26 protein-coding genes are annotated in these 22,880 nt (G+C 70.0%); 12 read left to right on the top strand and 14 right to left on the bottom strand.

Features of this window, described 5'->3' with window-relative positions; genetic code table 11:
• Position 1 precedes the first annotated feature (1 nt).
• The 9 genes from QR64_RS08105 to QR64_RS08065 form a co-directional block, all read right to left on the bottom strand.
• Positions 2–283 carry a hypothetical protein gene (locus QR64_RS08105; RefSeq protein ID WP_006550170.1) on the bottom strand — a complete coding sequence of 94 codons (282 nt, stop codon included), beginning with the start codon at positions 281–283 and terminating at the stop codon, positions 2–4.
• Entirely contained in the window at positions 280–597 is a 318-nt protein-coding gene (locus QR64_RS08100) for an SAV_915 family protein (RefSeq protein WP_006550171.1), read from the bottom strand. Before QR64_RS08100 ends, QR64_RS08105 begins: the two co-directional genes overlap by 4 nt.
• Positions 598–694: 97 nt before the next feature.
• Entirely contained in the window at positions 695–1,057 is a 363-nt protein-coding gene (locus QR64_RS08095; protein ID WP_039584827.1) for a VanZ family protein, read from the bottom strand.
• A 3-nt stretch (positions 1,058–1,060) separates the two neighbouring features.
• Positions 1,061–1,495, bottom strand: a complete 435-nt coding sequence (locus QR64_RS08090; RefSeq protein WP_039584911.1) for a DUF1707 domain-containing protein — start codon at positions 1,493–1,495, stop codon at positions 1,061–1,063.
• A gap of 119 nt (positions 1,496–1,614) precedes the next feature.
• The gene (locus QR64_RS08085) at positions 1,615–1,992 is read right to left on the bottom strand and encodes a DUF1707 domain-containing protein (protein WP_039584826.1); all 378 of its coding nucleotides are present in this window, start codon (positions 1,990–1,992) and stop codon (positions 1,615–1,617) included.
• A gap of 128 nt (positions 1,993–2,120) precedes the next feature.
• Positions 2,121–3,911, bottom strand: a complete 1,791-nt coding sequence (locus tag QR64_RS08080; RefSeq protein WP_039584825.1) for an acetyl/propionyl/methylcrotonyl-CoA carboxylase subunit alpha — start codon at positions 3,909–3,911, stop codon at positions 2,121–2,123.
• A 120-nt stretch (positions 3,912–4,031) separates the two neighbouring features.
• A complete protein-coding gene (locus QR64_RS08075) occupies positions 4,032–5,492 on the bottom strand; it encodes a condensation domain-containing protein (RefSeq protein WP_019288523.1) in 1,461 nt (486 codons plus the stop codon).
• A 7-nt stretch (positions 5,493–5,499) separates the two neighbouring features.
• Positions 5,500–5,913 carry a SufE family protein gene (locus QR64_RS08070; RefSeq protein WP_006550177.1) on the bottom strand — a complete coding sequence of 138 codons (414 nt, stop codon included), beginning with the start codon at positions 5,911–5,913 and terminating at the stop codon, positions 5,500–5,502.
• A complete protein-coding gene (locus tag QR64_RS08065; RefSeq protein WP_024101525.1) occupies positions 5,910–6,803 on the bottom strand; it encodes a sulfurtransferase in 894 nt (297 codons plus the stop codon). The genes QR64_RS08070 and QR64_RS08065 overlap by 4 nt, the downstream gene beginning before the upstream one ends.
• 62 nt (positions 6,804–6,865) lie before the next feature.
• On the opposite strand from QR64_RS08065, the gene QR64_RS08060 reads away from it, so the two are divergent.
• The gene (locus QR64_RS08060; protein WP_039584824.1) at positions 6,866–7,282 is read left to right on the top strand and encodes a group III truncated hemoglobin; all 417 of its coding nucleotides are present in this window, start codon (positions 6,866–6,868) and stop codon (positions 7,280–7,282) included.
• A 13-nt stretch (positions 7,283–7,295) separates the two neighbouring features.
• Here the strand turns inward: QR64_RS08060 and QR64_RS08055 are convergent, their stop codons facing one another.
• The 3 genes from QR64_RS08055 to QR64_RS08045 form a co-directional block, all read right to left on the bottom strand.
• Entirely contained in the window at positions 7,296–7,958 is a 663-nt protein-coding gene (locus QR64_RS08055) for a Maf family protein (RefSeq protein ID WP_039584823.1), read from the bottom strand.
• Position 7,959: 1 nt separating this feature from the next.
• Positions 7,960–8,286 (bottom strand): acyl-CoA carboxylase subunit epsilon, encoded by a 327-nt coding sequence (locus QR64_RS08050; RefSeq protein ID WP_016696115.1) that lies wholly within the window; start codon positions 8,284–8,286, stop codon positions 7,960–7,962.
• Between the two features lie 156 nt (positions 8,287–8,442).
• On the bottom strand, positions 8,443–10,083 hold the full coding sequence (locus QR64_RS08045) for an acyl-CoA carboxylase subunit beta (protein WP_019288520.1): 1,641 nt from the start codon (positions 10,081–10,083) through the stop codon (positions 8,443–8,445).
• A gap of 116 nt (positions 10,084–10,199) precedes the next feature.
• On the opposite strand from QR64_RS08045, the gene QR64_RS08040 reads away from it, so the two are divergent.
• The 4 genes from QR64_RS08040 to QR64_RS08025 all read left to right on the top strand — a co-directional run bounded on the left by QR64_RS08040 (position 10,200) and on the right by QR64_RS08025 (position 13,810).
• Positions 10,200–11,045 carry a biotin--[acetyl-CoA-carboxylase] ligase gene (locus tag QR64_RS08040; protein ID WP_019288519.1) on the top strand — a complete coding sequence of 282 codons (846 nt, stop codon included), beginning with the start codon at positions 10,200–10,202 and terminating at the stop codon, positions 11,043–11,045.
• A gap of 55 nt (positions 11,046–11,100) precedes the next feature.
• A complete protein-coding gene (locus QR64_RS08035) occupies positions 11,101–11,670 on the top strand; it encodes a PH domain-containing protein (protein WP_039584821.1) in 570 nt (189 codons plus the stop codon).
• Positions 11,671–11,808: 138 nt separating this feature from the next.
• Entirely contained in the window at positions 11,809–12,492 is a 684-nt protein-coding gene (locus QR64_RS08030) for a response regulator transcription factor (RefSeq protein WP_024101522.1), read from the top strand.
• A gap of 10 nt (positions 12,493–12,502) precedes the next feature.
• Entirely contained in the window at positions 12,503–13,810 is a 1,308-nt protein-coding gene (locus QR64_RS08025) for a sensor histidine kinase (RefSeq protein WP_006550186.1), read from the top strand.
• A gap of 12 nt (positions 13,811–13,822) precedes the next feature.
• On the opposite strand, the gene QR64_RS08020 is transcribed toward QR64_RS08025, so the two are convergent.
• On the bottom strand, positions 13,823–14,356 hold the full coding sequence (locus QR64_RS08020; RefSeq protein ID WP_024101520.1) for a GtrA family protein: 534 nt from the start codon (positions 14,354–14,356) through the stop codon (positions 13,823–13,825).
• 156 nt (positions 14,357–14,512) lie between these two features.
• Here QR64_RS08020 and QR64_RS08015 point away from each other — a divergent pair, with 156 nt between their 5' ends.
• The 7 genes from QR64_RS08015 (at position 14,513) to QR64_RS07985 (ending at position 22,173) form a co-directional block, all read left to right on the top strand.
• Positions 14,513–15,787, top strand: coding sequence for a 5-(carboxyamino)imidazole ribonucleotide synthase (locus QR64_RS08015; RefSeq protein ID WP_037216084.1), 1,275 nt, complete (start codon positions 14,513–14,515; stop codon positions 15,785–15,787).
• A complete protein-coding gene (gene purE / locus QR64_RS08010; protein WP_019288515.1) occupies positions 15,780–16,292 on the top strand; it encodes a 5-(carboxyamino)imidazole ribonucleotide mutase in 513 nt (170 codons plus the stop codon). The genes QR64_RS08015 and purE overlap by 8 nt, the downstream gene beginning before the upstream one ends.
• Before the next feature lie 12 nt (positions 16,293–16,304).
• Positions 16,305–17,510 carry a sensor histidine kinase gene (locus tag QR64_RS08005; RefSeq protein WP_039584819.1) on the top strand — a complete coding sequence of 402 codons (1,206 nt, stop codon included), beginning with the start codon at positions 16,305–16,307 and terminating at the stop codon, positions 17,508–17,510.
• The gene (locus tag QR64_RS08000) at positions 17,498–18,226 is read left to right on the top strand and encodes a response regulator transcription factor (RefSeq protein WP_006550191.1); all 729 of its coding nucleotides are present in this window, start codon (positions 17,498–17,500) and stop codon (positions 18,224–18,226) included. Before QR64_RS08005 ends, QR64_RS08000 begins: the two co-directional genes overlap by 13 nt.
• 112 nt (positions 18,227–18,338) lie before the next feature.
• The gene (locus QR64_RS07995) at positions 18,339–19,124 is read left to right on the top strand and encodes an ABC transporter ATP-binding protein (RefSeq protein WP_052227242.1); all 786 of its coding nucleotides are present in this window, start codon (positions 18,339–18,341) and stop codon (positions 19,122–19,124) included.
• Positions 19,121–21,565 carry an FtsX-like permease family protein gene (locus tag QR64_RS07990; protein WP_039584818.1) on the top strand — a complete coding sequence of 815 codons (2,445 nt, stop codon included), beginning with the start codon at positions 19,121–19,123 and terminating at the stop codon, positions 21,563–21,565. The genes QR64_RS07995 and QR64_RS07990 overlap by 4 nt, the downstream gene beginning before the upstream one ends.
• A 194-nt stretch (positions 21,566–21,759) precedes the next feature.
• Complete coding sequence (locus QR64_RS07985) at positions 21,760–22,173, top strand: hypothetical protein (protein ID WP_230826279.1); 414 nt, start codon at positions 21,760–21,762, stop codon at positions 22,171–22,173.
• Here QR64_RS07985 and QR64_RS07980 read toward each other — a convergent pair.
• A complete protein-coding gene (locus QR64_RS07980; RefSeq protein ID WP_006550195.1) occupies positions 22,151–22,861 on the bottom strand; it encodes a TIGR03089 family protein in 711 nt (236 codons plus the stop codon). The genes QR64_RS07985 and QR64_RS07980 overlap by 23 nt on opposite strands.
• Positions 22,862–22,880: the final 19 nt, after the last annotated feature.

Below are 22,880 nucleotides of genomic sequence, written 5' to 3'. Positions count from 1 at the left end.
GTCACTCCGACCAGGTCCGGACGAGCGCGGCGGCGGCCTCGTCGTCGGCTTCCCGGTACGTCTGCGCTGTGGTCGTCAGCAGGCCACCCGTTCCGCCGAGCACCTCGACCATGCCGGCGAGGTCGGTGACGATCTGCGCCAGCATGCCGGTGAGCGGACCGGTCGCGAGACCCGCGTCCACACTCGTGGGGCAGGTGTCGACGAGATCCGCGGTGTCGGTGGCCGCACCCGTGTAGATGCCTGCGGCCCGATCGAGTTCGTCGGGATCGACGTACAGGCTCATCTCGCGTCTCCGGAGGCCGGGTGCCGACGTTCCGCTTCGGGTATCGGGACGTCGAGCAGCAGCGAATCCCACGGCTGTGCCTCCCGCAGTCGCGGGAGCATGTGCGTGGGCAGCACCAGCCACGGTTGCCCGGCGCCGCAACAGGAGTGGAGACGGTCGAGCGCCGTGTAGGCGAGCAGCGCGATGCGGCCGTCGCTGAGATACCGATAGTCGACGGTGGCATCGGCCGGATCCGGGACCGCGTCCGCGCACGGTAGATAGAGATACGGCGGGAGCACCGTCGGTAGTGCGTCCGCGACCTGTTCCTGCGACATTCGTTCCCCCGTGAACAGCCTGTCCGATCCCCCGTCGGACTGTCGGCGCAGAGGAGGCTACCAGCATCAGGGTTTGTGACGAATCACGGGTTGATGCTTACGGTTTCGACCGCGTGCGAGAACGTGAGCCGACGACCGCCGCGACGGCGAGACCGATCGCGACACCGGCAAGGTCGGCGCACCAGTCCCAGAACGACCCGGAGCGCCGGACCGCGACGGTGGCCTGGAGGATCTCCGTCAGCACGCCGTAGAGACCCAGCCACACCACGGTGACGACGGGGGAGATCCGTGCGTAGCGGGAGCAGAGCGCGAGCGCCAGGAACATCAGCGCGTGTGTGACCTTGTCGGCGTGCGGCGGGCCGCTCGGCACCGTGCTGCCGGGGGAGAGCAGCATCGCGGTGATGACGACGACCGCGAGGATCAGGGGCAGTGCACGATGCCGGAGGAGCGTGGACGGCACGGTTCAGGCGTTCTTCTTCTCACCACGGTGGGTGTCGGCGTCGTCGGTGCTGTGCCCGTCCCGGTCGCGACCGGCGAACAGGACGATGCCCACGGCGGGGATCAGCAGGAAGAACAACCACGTGTCGAAGGTGAAGAACAGCACGAGCGCGACCAGCGGCGTCAGGCCCATCACGACCTCGCGCCACCGCTCGGGATCCCTCTTCGGGATGATCACCGGAAGATCGTCCCGGGTCGTGGCCGAGCTATCGGTGAGGTGGGCGGGCAGGTCGGTGAACAGCACGTCGAGATCACCGCGCGTCCCGGCCGCCGACGCCATCGCGCTGCGTTCGTCGAACTCCGACAGCGTCAGCCGGCCGAGCGCGAAGTGCTCGCCGAGCAGGTCGAGAGCCTCACTGCGTTCTGCGTTGCCGATCCGGACGTCGGGGTGTTCGGGCATGCCGGCCACACTAACCTGTGCCGTCGGACCGGCAACAGCCACGGGCACCTCTCGAAGAGCTGTGATATCCGCTACAGGATCTCTGCAACAGCAGAAGGACGCGGCCGGGTACCGCGAGGTCAGGACGGCCCGCGGCCCTCGCCGAGGAGCCGGTAGGCCCGGCGACCCGCGACGAACAGCACACCGAAGGCGATGAGCAGCGCGATCGGGTGCCGGAAGACGACGACCACGAGCAGCGCGACCAGGATGAACGGAACCAACGTGAGCAGCTGTTCCGCCAGATCGCGTGGCCCGGTGGTGGCCATCGCGGCCGGCGCCGAGGGCAGGTCGGCGAACAAGGGGATCAGGTCGCCACGCACCGTGGCCTGCGTGGCGAGTGCGACCCGCTCGTCGAATTCCGCCAGGCTGAGACGGCCCGCGGCGAAGTGCTCGCCGAGCAGCGCTACGGCTTCTTCACGCTCGGCGGTGCCGATGCGGATGTCGGGGCGGTCGGCCATGACTCCAGGCTAGTGGTTTTTCGCGCGCATGAGCCGGTCACGGGGGCCCGATACGGCGAGGTCCCCCGCATCGTGAGCGATGCGGGGGACCGTCGGCCGTACTGCTCGAGCGTTGCTCGGGCGGGGTCCTACTTGATCTCGGTGAGCACGGTGCCCTGGGTGACCGCGGCACCCGGCTCGACCGCGAGGCCGGTGACGACGCCCGCCTTGTGGGCGTTGACCGGGTTCTCCATCTTCATGGCCTCGAGCACGGCGATGAGCTCGCCCTCGGCGACCTCCTGGCCCTCGGCAACCGCGACCTTGACGACGGTGCCCTGCATGGGTGCGGTCACCGCGTCGCCCGACGCCTTGCCGGCGCCGCCGCCACCGCGCTTGCGGGGCTTCGGCTTCTTGCGGATCACGCCGGCGCCGCCGCCGTTACCGCCGAGCGAGAACTGCCCGGGCAGCGACACCTCGACGCGGCGTCCGCCGACCTCGACGACGACGTTCTGCCGCGGCAGGGCCTCGTCCTCGTCCTCGATCGGGGCACCACCGGTGTACGGCTCGATGGTGTTCTCCCACTCGTTCTCGATCCACTTGGTGTAGACGTCGAACTTCTCGCCGTCGCCCACGAACGCCGGGTTCTCGACGATGTGGCGGTGGAACGGGATGACCGTGGCCAGGCCCTCGACCTCGAACTCGGCCAGCGCGCGGGCAGCACGCTGCAGCGCCTGCTCGCGGGTCTCACCGGTGACGATCAGCTTGGCGAGCATCGAGTCGAACTGACCGCCGATGACGTCGCCGGCGACGACACCCGAATCGACACGCACGCCGGGGCCCGTGGGCTCCTTGTAGACGGTGATCGGGCCGGGAGCGGGGAGGAAGCCGCGACCGGCGTCCTCACCGTTGATGCGGAACTCGAAGGAGTGGCCGCGCGGGGTCGGGTCCTCGGTGAGCTCGAGCTTCTCGCCGTTGGCGATGCGGAACTGCTGACGCACGAGGTCGATGCCGGCGGTCTCCTCGGTGACCGGGTGCTCGACCTGCAGGCGGGTGTTGACCTCGAGGAAGGAGACGGTGTCGCCCTGCACGAGGTACTCGACCGTGCCGGCGCCGTAGTAACCGGCCTCGCGGCAGATGGCCTTGGCGGAGTCGTGGATGCGCTTGCGCTGCTCGTCGGTCAGGAACGGCGCGGGGGCCTCCTCGACGAGCTTCTGGAAGCGGCGCTGCAGCGAGCAGTCGCGAGTGCCGGCGACGATGACGTTGCCGTGCTGGTCGGCGATGACCTGGGCCTCGACGTGGCGGGCCTTGTCGAGGTACTGCTCGACGAAGCACTCGCCGCGACCGAAGGCGGCGACGGCCTCACGGGTGGCCGACTCGAACAGTTCGGGGATCTCCTCGATGGTCTGCGCGACCTTCATGCCGCGTCCACCACCGCCGAAGGCGGCTTTGATCGCGACCGGCACGCCGTACTTCTCGGCGAACTCGACGACCTCGTCGGCGTTCTTGACCGGGTCCTTGGTGCCGGCCGCCATCGGAGCCTTGGCGCGCTCGGCGATGTGGCGGGCGGTGACCTTGTCGCCGAGGTCGCGGATGGACTGCGGCGAGGGGCCGATCCAGATGAGGCCGGCGTCGATCACGGCCTGGGCGAAGTCGGCGTTCTCGGAGAGGAAGCCGTAGCCGGGGTGGATGGCGTCGGCGCCGGACTTGGCCGCGGCGTCGAGGATCTTGTCGAACACCAGGTAGGACTCGGCCGAGGTGTTGCCGCCCAGTGCGAACGCCTCGTCGGCGAGCTTCACGAACTGTGCGTCTGCGTCCGGTTCGGCGTAGACGGCGACACTGCCGTAGCCCGCGTCCTTGGCGGCTCGGATGACCCGCACAGCGATTTCGCCGCGATTCGCGACGAGCACCTTCGTGATCTGCGCGCTGGCATGACTGGGCACGGAGCCTCCTGTTGATCGATCGTTAGGTTATTTCCGTCGACGGGCAGTCTAAGCGCCATTCGGATCGACGATGTAACCGGATGCCCGTATACATTACGGCGGCCGTTCGAGCGCACAATGCTACTCACCGGTAGGTGGGACTGCCGCCGTTTCCGGCCGTGCGATCCACGGTCCACCCACCGCGACCTCGTGCATCAGTTCGCGGGTGCGCGTCAGAAGGCTCGGGACGTTCTTGTCCGCGACCGTATTGTCTGGAAATCGCGCCGACATGTTCACACCCTCGGGCGTGCGGTTGATCCAGACGTAGACGTCGTGGGTGAAGCTGCGGCTGCGCAGCGCCTGAGCGTTCCATTCGGGCCACTGGGCGGCCATCGGTACGAACCGCACGTCCATGTACGAGACGACGAAACGTGGACGGATGGGCACGCCGAGGAGTTCGCCCACCCGCGCGAACGGCACTCGTGCGCTCGCGCGGGTGCGGTGCAGTTCGTCGCCGGCCCGCATCGCCAGGGTCTCGAAATCCGTTGTGTCCGTGAGTTTCAGATCGATCGGACGCAGACCGACGAACCATCCGAGCGAACCCGCCCAGATCGGCCCGGCGCGGGTGTGCGCGGGCGCGACGGTCCGGAACCGATCCGCACCGGTGAGTTCGGCCGTCGCCCGGCCGAAGCACGCCAGCACGCCGGCGAAGAATCCCGTCCCGGCGCGTCGGCAGCACGCGGAGAAGGCGCTCGCCTCGTCGTCGTCGAACCAGCGTTCCGACAGTCGTTGCTGGGGTGTGGCGTGCGCGGGTCGCGCCCCGATCGGGAGGGGGAAGGCGGGCGGTTCGCCGCCGCATTCGGTGAGGGTCCGCCGCCAGATCTGCACGGCCTCGTCGTCGTCGTCGAGATGCGCGGACTCGTCGCGTTCGGCGGCGCCGAAGTCAATGTAGCTGCCCACCGGGAACAGGTCGGCGGCGCGACCGGTGCGCTCCTCCTCGTAGAGCGCCGAGATCTCGTGCGCCACGAGCACCACCGAGTACCCGTCGATGATGGAGTGGTCGGCGCCGAAGAAGACTGTGAACCGCTCGTCGGTGTCCTTCGCGCTTTCTGCGCTGTCGGGATCCCCGTCCGGTGTCCGCTCGAGCGTCGCGAAGACGTAGGACGGCCACAAGTGCGGGGTCGTGTAGTCGTCGAACAGACCGAGCAGGTGCTCGTGGATGGTGTCGGGATCGGCGGGATCGTGCCGGATGGGTCGCACCGACACCCGGCCGGGGGGAGCGGTGCGCCGCACCAGACCGCCGCCGCTCTGCTCCTCGTCGAGGTGCGCGTGGCTGCGCAGCGGTTCGTGCCGATCGATCCAGCGCTGCAGGGCCCGCCGGAACCGCTCGGTGTCGAGGGGCCCGGGGACCTCGAAGGCCGTGCCGAGCCAGGAGTCGCGGCCCCCGCCGTACCGGACCCCCGAGGTGCGCCTGAGATGCGCCTCGTGGATGTACGAGGCGGGACGAGGGTCCTCGCGCCAGTCGTCCTCGGCCGCACACGGCAGCCATTCGGTGAGAACGCCCGGGGGGATCCGGTAGTCGGCGAGCTCGGTGAACTCCATGACCGCGTCAGGTTCGGAGATGCCGCTTGATGCGCGTGAGCATCGCGCTCATCCCTCGCAGCCGCAGCGGGCTGACCGCCTCGGCGAGACCGAGCGAGGCATAGAAGTCGTCGGGCACGTCGAGGATCTCCTGTGCGCTGAGACCGTCGAGTCCCTGCTGCAGGATCGATGCGAATCCGCGGGTGGTCGGGGCTTCGGCGGGTGCGCTGAAGTGGAGCTTCACCTGCGACCGGTCGGATGCGTCGACGGACAGGAACAGCGGCGACTGGCACTCGGGCACCGGCTCCATCGCCGCTTCCTCGAGTTCGGCGGGAAGCGGCGGGAGCTCGCGGCTGAATTCGAGAAGCAACTGCAGCTTGTCCTGACCTTCGACGGCAGCGAAGTCGTCGACGATCTCGGCGAGGGGGGCGGGAATGCTCATGCGGCCGGCGCTTCTCCGGGCTCGTCGCCCTTGGCGATGGGCACGCGGACGGCGTTGCCCCACTCGGTCCACGAACCGTCGTAGTTGCGCACGTTCGAGTATCCGAGCAGGTAGGTGAGGACGAACCAGGTGTGGCTCGAGCGCTCGCCGATCCGGCAGTAGGCGATCACGTCGGCGTCCTGGTCGATGTCGCCGTAGATCTCCTCGAGTTCGGGCCGCGCACGGAACCGGCCGTCGGGCGCCGCTGCCTTCGCCCACGGGATCGACACCGCGGTGGGGATGTGGCCACCGCGCAGGGCGCCTTCCTCCGGGTAGTCGGGCATGTGGGTGCGCTCGCCGGTGTACTCCTGCGGCGACCGCACGTCGACCAGCGGGCCCTTGCCCAGGTGCGCGAGGACATCGTCCTTGAATGCGCGGATCCGGGCGTCGTTGCGCTCGACGACCGGGTAACCGCTCGTCGTGGCGGCGGGGATGTCGAGGGTGGTGTCGCGGTTCTCGGAGATCCACGCGTCGCGTCCACCGTCGAGCAGGCGGACGTCCTCGTGGCCGAAGAGGGTGAAGACCCACAGTGCGTAGGCGGCCCACCAGTTGGACTTGTCGCCGTAGATGATCACGGTGTCGGTGCGGCGGATGCCCTTGCGATCCATGAGCGCGGCGAACTGCTCGCCGTCGATGTAGTCGCGGGTGACGGGGTCGTTGAGATCGAGATGCCAGTCGATCTTCACCGCACCGGGGATGTGCCCCACGTCGTAGAGCAGGACGTCCTCGTCGGACTCTACGACCTTCACTTCGGGATGACCGAGATGAGCGGACAACCACTCCGTCGACACGAGACGGTTGGGATCGGCGTATACCGCGAACGAAGGGTTGCTATCGGGTGCGACGGGCACATGGGCTCCTGAGGCTGTGGTGGCAGGTGCGCCGTCGATTCTAGGCGGTACCGTGACGGGACGTGACCCGCAGTGACACCCACGGCGACCGACCGGCCCCGGTCGAGCTCGCATCGCGGGAGCACATCGACCTGCTGGTCCGGCGGTTCTACGAACGGGCCCTCGACGATCCCGTGCTCGCGCCTGTCTTCGACGTCCTCGCGGTGGTCGGACTCGACGACCATCTGGTGGTCGTCGGCGACTTCTGGGAGCAGATCCTCTTCCGCACGACCCGCTATCGCGGAGCGTTCGTTCCGGTGCACCGGGCGCTGCACGGACACCACGGACTGACCCCCGCCCGGTTCGAGCGGTGGTTGCAGTTGTGGTGCGGGACCGTGGACGAGATGTTCCACGGCGTGGATGCCGAGCGTGCGAAGACCAAGGCCGAGGCGATGGTGGGCTCGTTGCAGAAGACCCTGTACGGCGGCACGGCTCGATAGTGCCGGGTACGGCTCAGTTCTCGAGCGCCTCGACGGGGATCGCGGCGTTCTCGGCCCACAAGCGTGCGACGGAGATGCCGACCTCGGCGAGGAGGCGCCGCACCAGCGGGAGCCCGATGCCGATCACCGACGACGGATCGCCCTCGATGCGCTCGACGAACCAGCCTCCGTGACCGTCGAGCGTGAAGGCCCCGGCCACCTCGAGCGGCTCACCGCTGTCGAGATAGGCCTCGAGTTCCTCGTCGGTGGGGGTGCCGAAGTGCACCACGGTGCCGCTGTGGTCGGCGGCCTCCGCGACGACCTCGTCGTCGCGGATACGGAGCACGGCGTGGCCCGTGAGCAGCTCGCCGCTGCGGCCGGCCATCGTCCGCCAGCGCTCGCGGGCCGCTTCGACGGTGCCGGGCTTGCCCTGCAGAGCGCCGTCGATCAGCAGCATCGAGTCGCAGCCGATGACGACGGCGTCGCGGAGCTTCTGCTCGCGCAGAACGGGCAGGATGTCGGTGGCCTTGGCGCGGGCCAGCTCGGTGACCACCTGCGCCGGCGGCGTGCCGGGGCCGAGGGACGCGATGAGTGCGTCCTCGTCGACCTCCGACACCTGCACCAGCGGCTTCACGCCCGCCGCGTGGAGAACCGCGAGGCGGGCGGGTGAAGCCGAGGCCAGAACGAGCCGGGGCATGTCAGCCGCGGTTCGGGTACGAATACGGCGAGAACGGCGCCCACTGCCGGTGCATCCGCGTCGGATCACCCCAGGTCTCGGGCGGGCGGGTGTCGACCACCTCGTCGCCTGCCGACGCAGCGGCAGCGGCGAGCACGGCGACGAGAGCCGCGATCTCCTCGTCGGCGGGGTTGCCCTTGACGATGCGGATGGCGGCCGCGGTCTCGGCGACCGCGGTGCTCTCCTGGGCGGCTTCGGTCGCGTCGTCGGCGGCCGTGGCCTCGACCGCGGGCGACTGCTCTTCGACCTCGAACTCGGTGATGATCTTGTCCTCTGCCGTCGCTGTCACAGGGCACCCCCCGGGTACGCGTCCACACGGGCATCGGATGCCCACCGGGTCGCTGTCATGTCGATCCCTCTCTCGGGTTCATCGCACGTCGTCGGCGACGTGCTACGCCGTACGGTCGCGGCAGGACCGAGCTGCGCCCGGTCCTGCCGCCGAGCGTCACAGCGGAATGTTTCCATGCTTCTTCGGCGGGAGCGAAACCATCTTCCGCTCGAGCAGGCGCAACGCGGAGACGATCTGACCGCGCGTGTGCGACGGCGGGATCACCGCGTCGACGTAACCGCGCTCGGCGGCGACGTACGGGTTCACCAGGGTGTCCTCGTACTCGTTCTGCAGCTCGAGGCGCAGCGCGTCGACGTCCTGACCGTTCTTGGCGGCCTCGAGCAGGCGCTTGCGGTAGACGAAGCCGACGGCGCCGGAGGCACCCATGACGGCGATCTGCGCGGTCGGCCACGCGAGGTTGACGTCGGCACCCATGTGCTTGGAACCCATGACGTCGTACGCGCCGCCGTAGGCCTTGCGGGTGATGACCGTGATCTTGCCGACGGTCGCCTCGCCGTAGGCGTAGAGCAGCTTGGCGCCGCGGCGGATGATGCCGTTGTACTCCTGCTCGGTGCCGGGCAGGAAGCCGGGAACGTCGACGAGCGTGATGATCGGCACGTTGAACGCGTCGCAGGTGCGGACGAAGCGCGCGGCCTTCTCGGACGCGTCGATGTCGAGGCAGCCGGCGAACTGCGTGGGCTGGTTGGCGACGATGCCGACGCTGCGGCCGTCGACGCGACCGAAGCCGACGATGATGTTCTTGGCGCGCTCGGCCTGGACCTCGAGGAACTCGTCGTCGTCGAGCAGACGACGGATGACCTCGTGCATGTCGTACGGCTGGTTCGGCGAATCCGGGATGAGCGTGTCGAGCTCGATGTCCTCGGCGGTGAGGGAGTCCTCGATCGCACCCTCGATCGGGTCGCTCGGCGCGAGGCGCGGTGCAGCGGCCTGGTTGTTGCTCGGCAGGTAGGACAGCAGGTCCTTGACGTAGTCCAGGGCGTCCTGCTCGCCGTCGGCGACGTAGTGCGCGACACCCGACTTGACCATGTGGGTGTGGGCGCCGCCGAGGTCCTCCATCGTGACGTCCTCGCCGGTGACGGTCTTGATGACGTCGGGGCCGGTGACGAACATCTGGCTGGTCTGGTCGACCATCACGACGAAGTCGGTGAGAGCGGGGGAGTAGACGTGACCACCGGCCGCGGGGCCCATGATCAGCGAGATCTGCGGGATGACACCGGAGGCCTGCACGTTGCGGTGGAAGATCTCACCGTAGAGGCCGAGGGAGACGACACCTTCCTGGATGCGCGCGCCGGCGCCTTCGTTGATGCCGATCAGCGGACGGCCGGTCTTGAGGGCCAGGTCCATGACCTTGACGATCTTCTCGCCGTAGACCTCGCCGAGGCTGCCGCCGAAGACGGTGGCGTCCTGCGAGAAGACGCAGACGTCGCGGCCGTCGATCGTGCCGTAGCCGGTGACGACGCCGTCGCCGAGCGGACGGTTGTCGGCCAGGCCGAAGTTGGTGCTGCGGTGGCGAGCGAGGGCGTCGAGTTCGACGAACGATCCTTCGTCGAGGAGCGCCTGGATGCGCTCGCGAGCGGTCAGCTTGCCCTTGGCGTGAACCTTCTCGACTGCGGCCTCACCGACCGGGACCTTGGCCTGTGCTTGACGGTTGCGCAGGTCGGCCAGCTTGCCGGCGGTGGTGTGGATATCGGGCGTACTCGCCGCCTCGGGCGCGGACGGCTCCTGGACAGTGGTCATGGCCAGTCAGCTTAGCGATCGTCATACAAGGCCGCTGCATCGAGGTCCCGAAGGCCGGACCACCGCTCCGGACCTACCGGCGGGTAGGTGGCGAAGGCCCACTTTAGGCTGTGTACATGGCATCCGACCGGCCCACGACCGATCTCCTCGCCCTCCGCACACCGCTCGACGAGGCGGCGTTGCGCGATGCCCTCGTCGGCGTCGAGCGCGAAGGTTTCTACACACGTCTCGACGTCGTCGCCGACACGGCCTCGACGAACGCGGATCTGCTCGCCGTCGCCGCGACCGGCGACGACCGTCGCGTGCTGCTCGCCGAGTTCCAGCACGGCGGCCGCGGTCGCCACTCCCGCACCTGGAACGGTGTGCCCGGCGCGCAGGTCATCGTGTCGGTCCTGCTGCGGCTGCCCGAGTGCCCCCTGCAGAACCTCGGTTGGCTCCCGCTGTTGTGCGGCATCGCCGCCGTCGACGCTGTGCGATCCGTGACCGGCGTTGCGGCACAACTGAAGTGGCCCAACGACGTCCTCGTCGACGGACGCAAGCTCGCCGGGATCCTCGTGGAGGTCGCGGCCACCTCGCCGGTGCCCACGGTCGTCGCTGGCATCGGCATCAACGCCACCCTCGGACGCGACGAACTGCCCGTCCCCACCGCCACCTCGCTGCTGCTCGAGGACGCCACCGAACTCGATCGCACGCCGCTCGCGCAGGCGCTGCTCGCCGGCTTCGGCGAGCGGATCCGGGCGTGGGCCCGGGCGGGATGGGACACCACCGAACTCGCCGCGGCCTACCGCGAACGATGCGGCACGGTCGGGCAGCGCGTCCGTGCGATCCTGCCCGGCGACACCGAACTGCACGGCGTCGCGACCGACGTCGACGACCAGGGACGGATCGTGATCCGCCCCGACGGCGGGGAAGAGTCCGTGGCGGTCGCTGCGGGCGACATCACACATCTGCGACCGGTCTGAGCACCCTGCGACTGCTCGCATCGGTACAAGACCGACATATGCCATCGTGGGCGGTATGGGATACCCGGAGGACGCCCTCGCACCCGAGGAAGAGTTGCTGCTGCACCGGCATCCGCACTGGAAGTCTCTCGTACTGCCGACGGCCACCTTCCTCGTGTCGACGATGGTCGCCGGTTTCCTGGTGGGACTCGTCCAGGCGCGGCTCGACGGTGCCGCCGCGACCTGGTGTGGCCTCGCCGTGGCCGCGGCGTGGATCGGCCTCGTCGGCTGGCGGTGCGTCCCTCCCTTCGTCGGGTGGCTCACCACGCACTTCATCGTCACCGACCGGCGCGTCCTCGTCCGCACCGGTGTGCTCACCCACACGGGTATCGACATCCCGATGGGCCGGATCAGCAACGTCCAGTTCCGGCACGGCCTCGTCGACCGGATGCTCCGGACCGGCACGCTCGTCGTGGTGTCCGCCGCCGACGATCCCATCGAGTTCGACGACATCCCTGACGTCCAGCAGGTGCACGCCCTGCTCTACCGGCAGGCCTTCGACGCGCAGAACCAGCGCCCCGGTGACCGTCACACCACCCGCTACCGGCGCGACGAGCACGGGCATGAGCACCGCAAGGGGTGGTGACCGCGAGTCGCAGGTGCGCCGACGCGAGTCGTAGGTGCGCCGACGCGAGTCGTAGGTGCGCCGACGCGAGTCGCAGGTGCGCCGACACGACCCGCCGGTAATCCCGACAAAGCGAACCGCGATCCGTACGCTGGCGTGGTGACTGCCGTTCTACTCGCCGAAGACGACGACGCAATCGCTGCACCGCTGTCCCGCGCGCTGGGACGCGAAGGGTACGACGTGACCGTCGAGGACAACGGTCCGGCCGCGCTCGAACAGGCACTGTCGGGCAGGTTCGAACTGCTCATCCTCGACCTCGGTCTACCTGGGATGGACGGACTCGAAGTGTGTCGCCAGATCCGGGCGAGCCGCTCCGATCTGGCCGTGCTCATGCTCACCGCCCGCACCGACGAGGTCGACTTCGTCGTCGGTCTCGATGCCGGCGCCGACGACTACGTCGGCAAACCGTTCCGTCTCGCTGAGCTCATGGCGCGTGTGCGCGCGCTGTTGCGCCGGCGCGGCGGCCCGGAGAACGACGACATCGTGGACGTCGCCGGGATCCGGCTCGAACGTGCCGCGCGCCGTGTCCTCGTGGACGGCTCCGAGGTGACGCTCGCCAACAAGGAGTACGAGCTCCTGCGTGTGCTGCTCGAGCACGCGGGGCAGGTCGTCTCCCGCGACGCGATCCTCGAGGAGGTGTGGGGCGACGCCGACCTGCGCGGTTCGAAGACGCTCGACATGCACATGTCGTGGTTGCGCCGCAAGATCGGCGACGAGGGGCCGGCCGGGGAACGTCGCATCGCCACGGTGCGCGGTGTCGGTTTCCGGCTGAACACCGACTAGCGTCTCCGGCGTGCGCAGCCGCATCCTCAACGCCGTCCTGGCGACCGTGCTGCTCGTCGCGCTGTTGCTCGGCATTCCGCTGGCCTACACGGCGTTCCTGTTCGTCGAGGACACCGCCCGCCGCGACCTGCAGAACCGGCTCGAACGCATGGCCGACGAGATCATCGCCCAGGAGGGCACCGACGGATTCGTCGTCGGTGGTCTCGACACGAGTTCCCTGCGTCTGCTCGTCCCCACCGACGGGCGGGCTGTCGTGGTCTACCCGACACCCGAGAACGTCGCGGCGCGGCTGGACATCGGCACGCCGGTGCTCGGGGCGTCGATCGTCGAGTCGTTGTCGATGGGGACGTCCGGCTCGCTGCTCATCGAGGTGCCCTCGGAGAGCATGCGAACTCTGCAGCAGCAGGTGCTCGCCGCGGTGAGCCTGCTGGTGCTGCTGTCCGTCGCGGCCGGGGCGCTGGTCGCGGTGGCGACCGCCCGAAGACTCGCCGACCCGCTGCGCGACGTGGCGAACCGGGCGGCCCGTCTCGCCGAGGGCGACTTCCGCCCGGTGGCCCGGCGGCACGGTATCCCCGAACTCGATCGCGTCTCCGACGTGCTGGATTCGGCCGCCGTCGAGATTTCGCACCGCCTGCAGCGCGAGCACGCGCTCGTCGGCGACGTCTCGCATCAGCTCCGCTCCCGGATGACCGCGATCCGGCTGCGGCTCGACGAGTTGTCCACCCACGAGGATCCTGCCGTGGTGGAGGAGGCCGAGGCGGCCATGGCACAGGTGGACCGGCTGACCACCGCGATCGACGGTCTCGTGCGCCAGTCCCGCGACAGCAGTGCCGACCAGCGCACCGACGTCTCGGTGGTCGGCGAACTCACCGGTGTCGTCGCCGACTGGCGCGGTCCCTACGAGGAGGCGGGACGGGAACTGGTGTTGCGCGGCGATCCGTCGTTGCGGGCGGCGGTGACCGGTTCGCGGTTGCGTGAGGCGGTGGCGGTGCTGGTCGACAACGCGCTCGTGCACGGAGGAGGCACGTGCACGGTCTCGGTGCGGCAGGTCGCGACCCGCGGCGACGTCACGGTGTGTGTCGAGGTGGCCGACGAGGGAGAGGGTGTTAGCGACGAGGTCGCGCCGTACGTCTTCGACCGCGGCTTCTCCGGGGGCGGGTCGACCGGGGTGGGACTGGCGCTCGCACGTGCCCTCGCGGAGGCCGACGGCGGTCGCCTCGAACTGCAGCGACGCCGGCCGGCACTGTTTGCGCTGTTCCTCGGCGCGCCCCGCGATCGGGACACCTGTACGCCGACCGGCACGCGCGAACCCCGCTAGACCGTCTTCCCGTCAGGAGCGGTCGAGCTGCTCGCTGGGCTCGCCCAGGGGGGCGTCCGGGACCATCTCCTCCGGAAAGACGAACTTCTTGAAGCAGTAGAAGCGGAAGATCATCTGCAGCAGGTTGCCGATGATGTACGCGCTGACGAAGTCGGCGATGTTCTCCGTCGCGAGGCTCACCTCGGGTACGCGCAGGTCGAAGACGTAACTCGAGATCCATAGCGGGATGAACGAGAGCACGACGCCGATACCGCTGACGAAGAAGAACAGGAACGCCTCGTGGGCGCGCTCGCGACCGCCGCGATTACGGAAGGACCATTCGCGGTTGAGGATGTACGAGCAGATCACCGCGACGACACCGGCGATGATCTTGGCGGTCACCGGCTTCTCGGACAGAACTGTGAGCTTGAGCGTGTAGAAGATCGCCGAGTCGATCACGAAGGTGGTGCCGCCGACGATGGCGAATTTGATCAATTCGCGATGCCGGAGCAACAGCCCCCGGAAAGGCTGGGGAACTCTGCTCAACGCTTCATCGACGATTGTCACTTGGAGAAGTGTACGAAACGAAGAGGTGAATTTCCGAAACCCGACCGCACATGTCGGCGTTCCCACACCGCTGGGCGGGCCGGTGGGAGGTCCCTCGACGCTCGGCGGGGGAGCAGCGGAACGACGTCACGACATGCTGTGACACCATGGACAGCCGTGACAGGCAGACCTGAATCGTCCCCCAGATCCGATACGCCCCGCACCCTGACGACGGGCATGCCGGTCGTCACGATGATCGGTGGTGGACAGCTCGCGCGGATGACCCATCAGGCGGCGATCGCGCTCGGCCAGACGCTCCGCGTGCTCGCCGGGAGCGCCCACGAACCCGCCGCGCAGGTCAGCCCGAATGTGGTGCTCGGCAGCCATGACGACCTCGACGCCCTCCGCCGCGCCGCGACCGGCGCGCACGCGCTGACCTTCGATCACGAGGGTGTCCCGACCGAACATCTCGAGGTCCTGCAGCGCGAAGGCGTCGCGGTGCTGCCGCCCCCGCAGGCCCTGATCTACGCCCAGGACAAGATCGCGATGCGCAAGCGGCTCGGTGAGCTCGGCGCACCGATGCCGAAGTTCGCGGAGATCACCTCCGTCGAGGATGCCCGCGCCGCCCTCGACGCGCTCGGCGATCCGTACGTGCTCAAGGCCGCACGCGGTGGCTACGACGGCCGTGGCGTGTGGATTCTCGACGACCACGCCGAACTCGAGCGGGTCGTCGCCGACCAGCTCGCTGCCGGTGTCCCGCTCCTCGCCGAGGAGAAGGTCGAGTGGACGCGCGAGCTGTCGGCGATGGTCGCGCGGTCCCCGTTCGGCCAGGGCGCGTCGTGGCCGGTCGTCGAGACCGTCCAGCGCGACGGCCAGTGCGCCGTCGTCATCGCACCCGCCCCGAACCTGCCCGAGGACGTCGCCACCGCCGCCGAGCAGCTCGCGCTGCGCATCGCCGGTGAGCTCGGCGTCGTCGGTGTCATGGCGGTCGAGCTGTTCGAGACGCGCTCCGGTGAGCTGATCGTCAACGAACTGGCGATGCGTCCGCACAACTCCGGTCACTGGGGCATGGACGGTGCCCGCACCGGCCAGTTCGAACAGCACCTGCGCGCCGTGCTCGACTACCCGCTCGGCGACACGAGCCCGATCGCGCCGGTGACAGTGATGGCGAACGTGCTCGGCGCGCCCGAGGCGCCGGCGATGAGCATGGACGAGCGACTGCACCACCTGTTCGCCCGGATGCCCGACGTGCACGTGCACCTCTACGGCAAGGGTGAGCGCAAGGACCGCAAGATCGGCCACGTCAACGTGCTCGGCGCGCCGTCCGGGTCGATCGTCGATCCCGAGTACGTCGCCGCCGTGCGCGAACGCGCGGAACGCGCGGCGCACTGGCTCTCGCACGCGGTGTGGACCGACGGTTGGAACGAACACACGGGAGAAATCGGTGAGTGACGTGGCACAGGGTGCACAGGTCGGCCTGATCATGGGCAGCGACTCGGACTGGCCGACCATGCAGGCCGCGGCCGAGGCGCTGGTCGAGTTCGGGATCCGCTTCGAGGTGGGTGTCGTCTCGGCGCACCGCACGCCGCAGCGGATGCTCGACTACGCCAAGGACGCCGCCGGCCGCGGGATCAAGGTCATCATCGCGGGCGCCGGCGGCGCCGCCCACCTACCCGGCATGGTCGCCTCGGCGACCCCGCTGCCGGTGATCGGCGTTCCGGTGCCGCTGAAGTACCTCGACGGTATGGACTCGCTCCTGTCGATCGTGCAGATGCCCGCCGGTGTCCCCGTCGCCACTGTCTCGATCGGCGGCGCCCGCAACGCGGGTCTGCTCGCCGCGCGCATCCTCGGTGCCTCCGATCCGGCGCTGCGCGAGCAGATGGAGAAGTTCCAGGCGGGTCTCGAGCAGATGGTGCTCGAGAAGGACGAGGCGCTGCGGCAGAAGCTGCTCGGCTGACGGAGCGTCGCCGTGCAGACGACCCCGCTGCTCGAACGCTGGAACCGGTGGGCCCGCGGGCACACCGGAGTGATCGACGGGGCGTTGGCCGCGGTGCTCGCCCTGTTCGGGGTCGCCCTGCACGTGGCGGACGCGCGATCGGTGGCGGGTCTGTTCGTCACCCTCGCGCTCACGCTGCCGCTGGCCTGGCGCAGGACCCGCCCGGTGGTGGCGGGTTCGCTCGTCGCGCTCGCCGCCTACGCGCACCTGCTCGTCCTGCCGGAGGTCCTGCCGATCGCGGCGATCGCGGTGCCGATCGCGGTGTACGCGCTCGCCGCCTACGCTCCGCGGTGGGCCGCCAACACCGCGCTGCCCGTCGCGGTGGTTGGGGGCGCACTCGCCGGAGTGCTCTATTTCGGCTACGACGGCCGCACCGCGCTCGAAGCGTTCGTGACGGCCACCTTCGTCGCGGTCTTCCTCGCTGGTGTGTGGGCGTTCGGCCGGGTCCGCGGGTTGCGTTTGCGCGAGATGGATTCGCTCACCGAGCGCAACCGGTTGCTCGAACTCGAACGCCTCAAGGAGGCCGAACTGGCCGCCACCCAGGAGCGCACCCGCATCGCCCGGGAGATGCACGACATCGTCGCGCACTCGCTCACGGCGATCATCGCGCAGGCCGACGGTGGTCGCTACGCCGCCGCGACGAACCCGGAGGCGGCCGCAGGGGCGTTGACCACCATCGCCGAGACCGGGCGTCGCGCGTTGACCGACATGCGCGGGTTGCTGTCGGTGCTCCGTGAGGACACGCCGCGCGAGTTCACCACCACACCAGGCGTCGGCGACGTGCCGGCGCTCGTCGAGCAGATGCGCACGAGCGGGCTCGAGGTCGAGTTCTCGGTCGACGGGCAGAGCCGCGAGGTGCCCGAGGGACTGGGGCTGTCGGTTTACCGGATCGTGCAGGAATCGCTCACCAATGTCCTCAAGCACGCGGGTCCCCGCGCCCGCACCCACGTCCGTCTCGACTGGCGGCCCGACACGCTCGTCGTCGAGATCGTCGACGACGGCAGGGGAGCGGCGGCGCTCGTCGAGGCCCGCCCGGGTGGGCAGGGGCTGACCGGTATCGAGGAGCGGGCCCGGCTGCACGGCGGTCGCGCGGCGGCCGGTCCGAGGGACGGTGGCGGCTACCGGGTCCGTGCCGAACTGCCCGCACCGGCGGTCTCCCCCCTAGGGTGGCGTCCGTGACCGAACCCGCCCGCGACACCCGATCCGACACGACCATCCGTATCGGGCTCGTCGACGACCAGCAACTCGTGCGCGCCGGTTTCCGCATGGTGCTCGAATCGCAGCCGGACATCGAGGTCGTCGTCGAGGCGTCCGACGGCGAGGCCGCCGTCGCCGAACTCGAACGGGTCCGCGCCGACGTCGTGCTGATGGACGTGCAGATGCCGCGGGTCGACGGGATCTCGGCGACGCGGTCGTTGCTGCGCTCGGCCGACGCGCCGAAGGTCGTGGTGCTCACAACCTTCGACAACGACGACTACATCGTCCAGGCGATCGCCGCCGGTGCGAGCGGCTTCCTGCTCAAGGACGCGCCGCCCGAGGACCTGCTGGCCGCGGTACGGACGGTGCACCGCGGTGACGCCGTGATGGCCCCGCGCGCCACCCGCTCACTGCTGCACCATGTCTCGCCGTTGCTCGACGGTGCGGAGCGGCGCGCGGTGCCGGTCGCGGTGCCCGAGGATCTGACTCCACGCGAACTCGAGGTGCTCGTCGCGATGGCACACGGCCTGACCAACGGGGAGATCGCCGAGCGGTTCGTGCTCTCCGAGACGACCGTCAAGACCCACGTGGGCCGGGTGCTGGCGAAGACGGGATCGCGCGACCGCGTGCAGGCGGTGCTGTTCGCCTTCCGCGCCGGTCTCGTGCATCCCGACGATCTGCTCGGCTCGGGGGAGTAGGACCGTGGTGCCATCCCGGAGACGACCGGTCCTCCCGGGGTAGGACACCGGGGCGGCGAAGATCGACTCGCGGGTCGATGTGCGTGCGCCGCATCGTTTCTAGCGTCGAAGCATGACTTCGATCAGCTCTTTCGTACCGGCATGTTCGGCTCAGGGGGTCGCCCGCGTCTACGGGCGCGGCGACGCCGAGGTGCGTGCCCTCGACGGGGTGTCCGTCGCCTTCGCGCGGGGACGCTTCACCGCGATCATGGGACCGTCCGGATCCGGCAAGTCGACACTCATGCACACCCTCGCCGGTCTCGACGGTGTCGATTCCGGGCGCGTGATCCTCCACGGCGACGGCCGCCGCGCCGACGTCGAGATCAGCACCGCCCCCGATGCGGTGCTCACCGAACTGCGCCGCGACCGCATCGGATTCGTCTTCCAAGCGTTCAATCTGCTGCCCGTGCTCACCGCCCGCGACAACATCCTGCTGCCGATGCGGCTGGCCGGCTCGCGCCCGACGCCCGAGTGGTTCGACGAGGTGACCGGCCGGCTCGGTCTGACCGACCGGCTCGACCACCTTCCCCACGAGATGTCCGGCGGTCAGCAGCAACGCGTCGCCGTCGCGCGGGCGCTCCTGCCGCAGCCCGACGTGATCTTCGTCGACGAACCCACCGGAAACCTCGACTCGCAGTCCGGCGGGGAGGTGCTCTCGATGCTCCGGTCGAGCGTGCGGGAGACCGGTCAGACCGTGGTGATGGTGACGCACGATCCGGTCGCGGCCTCCTACTCCGATCGGGTGGTGCTGCTCGCCGACGGCCGGCTCGCCGGTGAGATCGCGCAACCCACAGCGGATTCGGTGATCGATGCGATGCGCGACCTGCGCACCTCCCGAACGGTGGTGCCGGTCCGATGAGGCATCTCGTCCTGGCCCAGGCCCGCGCCCATCGGGGGCGGTACGTCGCCTCCGTGCTGGCGGTCTTCGTCGCGGTCGCGTTCGTCGTCACCACCCTCGTGCTCGGCGACACGGTGAGTGCGTCGGTCTCGAAATCCACGGCGGCCCGGTACGAGGGGGTCGCGGCAGTCGCTCTTCCCGCCGACTCCACCGTCGCACCCGACGAGGTGCTCACGCTGGTCGCTACGACGCCGGGCGTCGAGGCGGCGGCGCTCGACGTCAGCGGTCCCGTCCGGCTGATCGGAGCCGACGGGTCGTCCTCGAACGGCACCGCGACGAGCATCGCACCCGAGGGCGCCCTGCGGTGGCAGCAGCTCGGGGACGGACGCTGGCCGTCGAACCCGGGTGAGGTCGCCGTCGGCTCGTCGTCCGGCCGGGCGATCGGTGACGAGATCACCGTCGCCGGCCCGACGGGTTCTGTCCCCCCGACCACCGTGGAGGTCGTCGGTGTCGTCGATCTCGACGGATCACCGCTCGCCCTGAGCCCGGGATCGGTCTTCGGCGACGCCGCGCAGGTGCGGTCGTGGTCCGGGGACACGACGGACTGGGAGGTCCGTGCAGTCGGTGACGCCGACGCCGTGCGAGCGGCACTCGCGCCGGTGCCGGGCGTCGACGTCGTGCCGGGTGCCGATCGCGCCACGGCGGTCGCCGACGACTACGTCGGGGACGTCGCCCTGCTGCGCAACGTCCTGTTGTGCTTCGCGGCGATCTCGGTGGTCGTGGCCGGCCTGGTCATCGCCAACACCTTCTCCGTCCTGCTCGCCGCGCGCACCCGCGAACTGGCCCTGATGCGCTGCGTGGGCGTGACGTCCACCCAGGTCCGCCGCAGTGTCCGCGGCGAGGCGTTCGTCGTCGGCCTCGTCGCGGCCGTCCTCGGCGTGCTCGGCGGGTCCGGACTCGCCGCGGCCGTGGTGTCCGCGGCGCGGGCCGTGGACGCCCCGATCCCGCTCACGTCGGTCTCGGTGACGGCCACCACGGTGATCGCGGGTCTGATCGTGGGAACGGGCATGACGGTGGTCGCCGCGAACGGTGCCGCGCGGGCGGCGACCCGCGTGCGGGCGCTCGCGGCCCTGCAGCCCCTCGAGACCCGCCCCGAACCGGTGCGCGATTCGTGGGTGCGCCGCATCTGTGCCGCGCTGGCGATCGTCGGGGGCACGGCCCTGCTCGGTCTCGGGGTCGTCATGGCGAACGTGCTCGTCGCGTGCCCGGGTGGACTGCTGCTGTTCGTCGGTGTGGTGCTCGCCTCCCGCCGTCTCGTGCCCGCCGCGGTCGGTGCGGTGGGGGACGTGCTCGCCCGTGCCGGTGGCCCGCTCGCGGTGCTCGCCGCCGGCAACGCCCGGCGCAATCCGCGCCGCACCGCGTCGACGGCCACCGCGCTGTTCATCGGCGTGACGTTGACCTCGACCCTCGTCGTGGGGATCGGCACGCTCGAGGCCGGGGCGCCGGACGTGATCGACGAGCAGTTCCCCGTCGACATGGCCGTGACCGCGCCCGAACGCGACGGGCTCGCACCGGAGGTGACCGAGCGGCTGACGGCGGTCGACCGGGTGAGCAGCGGCGCCGAGCTCGCGGCGGTCGACCTCACGATCGGCGGCACGGAGGCGTCGGTCCTCGGCGTCGATCCCGCGGCGATGGCCTCGACCGTCCGGACCGACGTGCGCCTGCCCGAGGCCGGGACGATCGTGCTCGAACGCTCTCTGGCGAGGTCGGTGGGCGTGGACGACGGAGCCGTCATCACCGTCGGCGGCCCGGTGGGCACCCGCGAGCTGACCGTCGCCACGACCGAGCCGGGGATGCCCGACATGATCGAGTGGAGCGACCTGACCGCCGTCGCCGGCCCCGTCACGGCGGACACCGTGTGGCTGAAACTCGATCGAGGAATGTCGGACGAGGACCTCGTCGCCGTTACCGACGACCTGTCTCGGGTCGCCGCGGCCGAGGTTCCGGGCAGCGAGGTGGTCGGTGCGGTGCAGATGCGGCAGATGCTCGAGAAGATCCTCGACACGATGCTGCTGATCGTCGGCGGGCTGCTGTCCGTGGCCGTGGTGATCGCCCTGATCGGCGTGGGCAACACGATGGCGTTGTCCGTGCTCGAGCGGCGACGGGAGACCGCGATGCTGCGCTCGGTGGGTCTCTCGCGGGCCGGTGTGCGGAGTCTGCTCGTGCGGGAGGCGTCGATCATAGCCGGCGTGGCGTCGCTGCTCGGCGTGGTGCTCGGCCTGCTGCTCGGGGCGGCCGGCACGGCCTCGGTAATCGGCCCGGGCCACATCGCACCAGGTTCGGTGCCGTGGTGGCAGCTCGCGGCGATCGTCCTGGTGGGCGGTGTGGCGGGCGTCGTCGCCTCGCTCGTCCCCGCCCAGCGCGCGAGCCGGGTGTCGCCGGTCGCGGCGATGGCGGGGTGACGGTCGGTCCTCCGCCCGACGGTACTCCCGGTCGACCGGAACGCGCCCGAGTCCTTCCGCGGCTCGGGGGCGTTCGTCGTCGAATCGGCGGTTCGAGACGACCGGCCGAGAACTAGGCCGACGAAGTCGGCAGAGAATCAGGCCGACGAAGTCGGCAGAGGATCGGACCGATCGAGTCGGCGTAGGCTCGAGCCGTGTCGGGACGGGACCGGAAGCGTGCCAGGGCGATACGGGTGTCGCGCGGGGTCCCGTCGGTGCGGTTCGTCACCGCGCTCGCGACGGTGTGGGGCAGGGCCTGGGGCGGCTCGGTGTCCTTCGACGACGAGTTCGGCTTGTTCGTCTGCAGCGGTATGCGCGGTGGCTTCGCGCGCGGCGGCACCACCGTCGGCGGTGTCTTCCTCACCCGTAGGCCACCGACGCGGGCGCTGCTGCGCCACGAATCCGTGCACGCGGACCAGTGGGCCCGTTACGGCATCGGCTTCGCGGTGCGTTATCTGTGGGAGGAACTCCGCAACCCGGGGTCCCGCAACAGGTTCGAGATCGAGGCGGGACTCGCCGATGGCGGCTACCGCGCGGCGCGCGGGATCACCCGTCCAGACGAACCGTGATCTTCTCGCTCGCGACGCGGCGTTCGGTGGCCTCCGGGTCGGGATTGCTCACCTGTACAAGCGACGCCCGGGCCGCGAGCACCGCGAGCAGTCCGGCGACGAGAGCGTCGGGCTGCGACCAGGACCGGGACGACAACACGCGGTCGCCGCTGCCGATACCCGCCGCCGACGCCGACTCCGTGGCGGCAGCGAGCACGTCCGACTGCGAACGTCCGGCGAGCACCGCGTCGCCCGCACCGGAGGATCGGAACTGGTCGCCGTGCATCCGCACGTCCGTCGCATAGTCCGTGATCCCTGGCGGCAGGTCGCGCACGGGGGCACCGAAGGCGTCGAGCGACAACGCCGCGACCTCGGCAACCGTGTCGACCTCGTCCAACCGGTCGGGGGTGACGAGAGCGAGATCGGCATCCGGGTCGGCGTCGAGGACGACCTCGGCCCCTGCCCACCACACGCCCAGCAGGACCGCGGCGCTCTGCCAGTGGGCGGGAAGCAGCACCGCCACCCGACCTCCCGGAAGGACTCCGAACTGGTCGCGAATCATATTGGCCGTCTTGGCAGCCCAGTTGGCGAGGGTGAGCGCCGACAGTTCGATCCGCGCGCCGGTCGCGTCGTCGTACCAGGTGATCCGCGGACCCGCCGGATCTTCGGCGAGGATCGGGTCGAGCAGTGCGTCGGTCAGGGTGGTCACGATGTCCTTCTTCTCGGAT

Origin of the sequence: Rhodococcus sp. Chr-9 (assembly GCF_000801125.1) — a bacterium.
GTDB lineage: Bacteria > Actinomycetota > Actinomycetes > Mycobacteriales > Mycobacteriaceae > Rhodococcus > Rhodococcus pyridinivorans.
Note: the sequence above shows the minus strand (reverse complement) of the source record. Positions and strands in the feature narration are given on the sequence as shown.

Coding starts and splice junctions, on each gene's coding strand:
- QR64_RS07990 (WP_039584818.1), top strand. CDS start 19,121: ATGAGGCATCTCGTCCTGGCCCAGGCCCGCGCCCATCGGGGGCGGTAC.
- QR64_RS08035 (WP_039584821.1), top strand. CDS start 11,101: ATGGGATACCCGGAGGACGCCCTCGCACCCGAGGAAGAGTTGCTGCTG.
- QR64_RS08075 (WP_019288523.1), bottom strand. CDS start 5,492: ATGGAGTTCACCGAGCTCGCCGACTACCGGATCCCCCCGGGCGTTCTC.
- QR64_RS08100 (WP_006550171.1), bottom strand. CDS start 597: ATGTCGCAGGAACAGGTCGCGGACGCACTACCGACGGTGCTCCCGCCG.
- QR64_RS08040 (WP_019288519.1), top strand. CDS start 10,200: ATGGCATCCGACCGGCCCACGACCGATCTCCTCGCCCTCCGCACACCG.
- QR64_RS08045 (WP_019288520.1), bottom strand. CDS start 10,083: ATGACCACTGTCCAGGAGCCGTCCGCGCCCGAGGCGGCGAGTACGCCC.
- QR64_RS08085 (WP_039584826.1), bottom strand. CDS start 1,992: ATGGCCGACCGCCCCGACATCCGCATCGGCACCGCCGAGCGTGAAGAA.
- QR64_RS07995 (WP_052227242.1), top strand. CDS start 18,339: ATGACTTCGATCAGCTCTTTCGTACCGGCATGTTCGGCTCAGGGGGTC.
- QR64_RS08055 (WP_039584823.1), bottom strand. CDS start 7,958: ATGCCCCGGCTCGTTCTGGCCTCGGCTTCACCCGCCCGCCTCGCGGTT.
- QR64_RS08090 (WP_039584911.1), bottom strand. CDS start 1,495: ATGCCCGAACACCCCGACGTCCGGATCGGCAACGCAGAACGCAGTGAG.
- QR64_RS08070 (WP_006550177.1), bottom strand. CDS start 5,913: ATGAGCATTCCCGCCCCCCTCGCCGAGATCGTCGACGACTTCGCTGCC.
- QR64_RS08105 (WP_006550170.1), bottom strand. CDS start 283: ATGAGCCTGTACGTCGATCCCGACGAACTCGATCGGGCCGCAGGCATC.